Origin of the sequence: Kitasatospora sp. NPDC047058 (assembly GCF_040643935.1) — a bacterium.
Taxonomy (GTDB): Bacteria; Actinomycetota; Actinomycetes; order Streptomycetales; family Streptomycetaceae; genus Kitasatospora.
The window spans coordinates 1-3965 of the sequence record NZ_JBEYVJ010000542.1 but is presented as its reverse complement, the minus strand read 5'-3'; the positions used below and the strand labels follow the sequence as shown (position 1 = coordinate 3965).

Below are 3965 nucleotides of genomic sequence, written 5' to 3'. Positions count from 1 at the left end.
CCGGTGACGACCGCGCGACGGGCGGGCACCCGGGCCGGGTGTGGCCGGGCCAGGTACGACGCCACCAGCGGACCATGTCCTCGACCACAGTCATCGGGAAGCGCGGGACACGGCGGTGTTCCCGGAGGTGGTGAAGGTCGCGCGGGCGCTGCTGGATCCGGTGATGGCCGAGTCGGTCTGGCAGGACAGCGGCGCCGGGCGGCCCCGGGCGCTGCCCGCCGACGGGCGTTCTGCCGGCGGCTGGGCGAGCGGGCAGGACGTGGGTGGCTGGGGCGCTCTGGCCGCGGTCGACTTCGGCGGGCCCTGACCGCCTGGACGGGCGCAGCGAGGCGTTCGCCGGGCGGGCATCCGGTGCGGGAAGGACGCCTTGCGTCTGGCCCCGGACACCCCACGCGCGGTTCGGGGCCCCGGGGTTGTCTGCGGGGATGCGTATCGTCCGGGGCAGCAGGTTTCCCAGAAGTGGAAGGGGCGGGGATGGACGAGGTCAGGCCGGAGACGCGCGAGTACCTCGACGGACTGTTCACACCGGGCCTGCGGATCGGCGGCGATCCGCACACCCCGTACAGCTGGATCAAGATCATCGGGGTGCAGGAGGTCACCGCGATCCGGCTGCCGAGCGGCCGGTTGGTCGCGGATTCGCCCTGGAGCGCCGAGCCGCCGCGCGAGCTCGCGTTGCGCATCCCGCCCGGCGAGTACCCGGTGGACGTTTCCTGGGCCAACTGGCCCCACCTCTCCAACGGCTACTACAACGAGTACCGGGAGTGCGCCGCCACACGCCTGCGCGTACGCGAGGGGCCGGTGGTCACGTGGGAGCTCGCCCCCGGCGTGGGCGAGGACCCCGCCCTGCGCGCTGCCGGCACCGGGTTCGCGGCAGAGGACGCCATGGGCTGCTTCGCCGATGCCACCGCCTGGCAACCGCTGACCGAACCTTTCCGCCGTTACCTGGCGGACGTGGCCAACGCCGGCTTCGGTGGCCCGCGGAGCGGGCGGGACACCGAAGACCTCTGCGAGGGCTACTTCGAGCTCGCCCGCGACGAGGAACGCCGGGCCGACCTGCTGACCTTCGGTGTCCCGGAAGGCTGGGGCCAGGTCTGGGCAGGCCGTGCCCACGACGGCGGGATCGCGGTGATCGTCGTCCCGGGCCCGGTCCCCACCAGCCCGTGGGACTGAGCCAGCACCTGGCGAGAACCGGCCCGGCTCTGCGCCCCTGCCACCGTGTCGGGACTTTCTACCGACCAACGCGGCTCCGGCCGGCGCATGGCCGACAGCCGGACGGCGACCTGACGGCACGCCTGCGCATCCGCTCCGCCAGACGCGCAGGCCCAACCCATCGGCTGCTCGCGCAAGCGCGCCCCGACCCGGGACGCCCATCCGACGGCTGACCGCCGGACTCCGTGGCGCGGGGTGCTTGCAGGACCAGCATCCCCGGCTACACGAGATCGCTGCCCCGCTCCCGAGGGACCGGTGGAGTCGGAGGAGGACCGGGCGAAGCCGCGGGAGAGGCATCCACCGCCCCGCGCGCGATGTGGGCGCCGCCGCCGTCGGGTGGAAGGACGACGAGGTACTGCCGGCCGGCGTCCTCGACGCGGGCCAGCGTGATGGAGGCGCCGGCCGCCGCGAGCGACTCGGCGGCCGGGCCGGCCCCCTCCGTCATCCGGTCGATCCGCGAGTGGAAGCGGGTGAGGTCCTTTGCCGGGCCGGTGATCCAGATCGCGATCCGCGCGCCCCGGCGCAGCGCGGCGAGCAGGTCCGTGCGCAGCGGCCCGTCGTCGGCCGCTTGGAGGAGCAGGTCATGCAGGCGTTCCTGCCCGCACGGCCGGGACGGCGCCGCCTCGGCCGACGCCCGGCACTTGCGGCACGAAGCCAGGCCCTGAGGCTGGAAGTGGTGCAGGAAGATCTTCAGGTAGCGGCCGCGGATCCCGCACAGGGTACGGCCCGCTCCCCCGGCGTGTTCGACTCCGGGCACGCCTTCGACCTCGACCGCGGGGAACTCGGCCGGCTCACGCGCAGTGGCGAACGACCACGTCCCGCCCGAGGCGTCGATATCGGGTTTGTCGATCATGCGAGGCAGCATGCCACGCCGGGAACCCACCGCCCGCGCAACCGTACGGGGCAGCCGCACGGCTCACACGCTGCGGTCCTTCACCGGATAAAGCCTCGCGTGCAATATCCGCGCCTCGCACCACGCATCGTCCGGGGCGGAGACCAGCGCGGCCGCGGCCGCCAGCTCCCGCTTGGTCGGAGCGGGGAGCAAAACAGCGGGCCCAAATCCTTCTCGGCACGATCCCGCGCGCACTGCGGGCACTTCAACAGGCCCGGGGCACCCCCGGCATGGATCGACGAGACTGCTGCAGAAAGCGGGTCGCCTACTGCATGACTTCCCTGTGCGGGTGCTCGAAGGAGAGCGGGCAATAGTAGAGCTGCATCTCGTAGCTCCGCCCGATCTGGATACCGATGTCCTCGTCGTTGTCCCGGTCGTCGACGGGGTCCCAGCCACTGCCGTCCAAAGCACCGGAACTGATCGTCAGCAGCGGTCTCATGGCGGCCTCGCAGGCGGCGCACCGCACCACCCGGGGATCGCGGAAGCTCCACGGCCCCCAGCCGCCGACCTTCCACCCGGGGGCGACTGACAGCTCGTACTGGTAGTAGGCCCGGAACTCCTCGCGCCGGGCCAGCTGGGTCAGCCACGCTGACGCCTGCGCCGACGCATCAGCGTGACGGTGCACGCGCACAGCAGCAGCGCGCCGCCTGCAACGGCGGTGACGACGGCGGTCATGGGGTCCTCCCAGTGGGGTGTGGGGCGGACGCGGTCGTCCGCACGGCTACGGCCATGAGAGGCGCGGCAGGCACGAAAGGATTCACGCCGGCGGTGGGGTTGCGGCTGTTGCGCGGGCGATGTCGGCCAACGCGCGGGGTTGATCGTGTGAACATCGCCTGAACCCGGCTCTGGGACCCCGGGTCGGCTGCCTAGGCTGCGGCCGTCAGTCTTGATCACTCCAGTCGGAGAGACCCATCATGCTCATCCTGTCCCTGCTGTTCCTGGCCGTCGGCGTCGTGCTGCTGATACTGCGGTGGCGCAAGGTCGGTTCCTGGCCGGTCACCCTCGGCGGCATCGTCACCAACGTCCTCGGGTTGCTGCTGGGGCTCACGACCTTCGTGCACGTGGTCGAGCCGACCGAGGTGGCGGTGCCCACCAGCCTCGGCAAGGTCGGCCAGACCTGGCAGCCGGGGCTGCACTTCAAGTCGCCGCTGACCGACGTGACCACCTTCTCGACCCGCCCCGCCGATCTCGACCTGACCGGTGACTCCACCGTGGAGGTCCGTTCCTCCGAGGGCGGGGTGCTGTTCGCCGACCTCACGGTGAAGTGGTCGATCGACCCGCAGCACACCGTCGAGCTGTTCAAGCTGGCCGGCAGTACGGAGGCTGTCCAGCAGCGCCTGGTCTACCCGGACAGCCGGGAGATCGTCCGCAACGTCTTTGCCCGTCACACCAGCGTCGAGGGCTACAGCTCGCAGCGGGAGGCGATCAGCTCGGAGATCGACAAGCTGATCACCGCCCGGCTGGCCCCGCGCGGGATCCTCGTCAACGGCGTCAACCTGCGCAACGTCCGGCCGAGCGACGGCCTGCAGAAGGCCATCGACCAGAAGATCGCGCAGGACCAGTCGACCGCCCAGGCGGAGGCGGCCGTGCGCACGGCCAAGGCCGAGGCGGAGAAGCGCAAGATCGAGGCCGAGAGCACCGCGGCGGCCAACGCCGCCATCGCGAACTCGCTCACCGACAAAATCCTGCTGAGCCAGTGCATCGAGGCGTTCAAGGCCGCGGCGGAGAAGAACCCCGTCTACGCGAGCCCGTGCGGCGCGGGCAGCACGCCCGTCATCGTGGACGGCACCAAGCGCTGAGGCCCGCGTCCGTGCCGCACGCCCGGGGCGGGCAGTGGGCGGTGGGCGGCGAGCCTGAGGCCGAC

At 72.0% G+C, this 3965-nt stretch carries 5 protein-coding genes; 3 read left to right on the top strand and 2 right to left on the bottom strand.

The features are described 5' to 3' along the window. Positions 1–127: 127 nt before the first annotated feature. On the top strand, positions 128–307 hold the full coding sequence (locus ABZ885_RS37080; protein WP_360198972.1) for a hypothetical protein: 180 nt from the start codon (positions 128–130) through the stop codon (positions 305–307). Positions 308–474: 167 nt separating this feature from the next. Further along, positions 475–1170, top strand: a complete 696-nt coding sequence (locus tag ABZ885_RS37075) for a DUF4241 domain-containing protein (RefSeq protein WP_360198970.1) — start codon at positions 475–477, stop codon at positions 1168–1170. Between the two features lie 259 nt (positions 1171–1429). Here ABZ885_RS37075 and ABZ885_RS37070 read toward each other — a convergent pair whose 3' ends face one another. Next, positions 1430–2122: a hypothetical protein gene (locus tag ABZ885_RS37070; protein ID WP_360198968.1), complete on the bottom strand. Its 693-nt coding sequence runs from the start codon at positions 2120–2122 to the stop codon at positions 1430–1432. Positions 2123–2366: 244 nt separating this feature from the next. Then, complete coding sequence (locus tag ABZ885_RS37065) at positions 2367–2726, bottom strand: hypothetical protein (protein WP_360198966.1); 360 nt, start codon at positions 2724–2726, stop codon at positions 2367–2369. Positions 2727–3015: 289 nt separating this feature from the next. On the opposite strand from ABZ885_RS37065, the gene ABZ885_RS37060 reads away from it, so the two are divergent. Further along, the gene (locus ABZ885_RS37060) at positions 3016–3900 is read left to right on the top strand and encodes a prohibitin family protein (RefSeq protein WP_360198964.1); all 885 of its coding nucleotides are present in this window, start codon (positions 3016–3018) and stop codon (positions 3898–3900) included. Positions 3901–3965: the final 65 nt, after the last annotated feature.

Coding starts and splice junctions, on each gene's coding strand:
- ABZ885_RS37075 (WP_360198970.1), top strand. CDS start 475: ATGGACGAGGTCAGGCCGGAGACGCGCGAGTACCTCGACGGACTGTTC.
- ABZ885_RS37060 (WP_360198964.1), top strand. CDS start 3,016: ATGCTCATCCTGTCCCTGCTGTTCCTGGCCGTCGGCGTCGTGCTGCTG.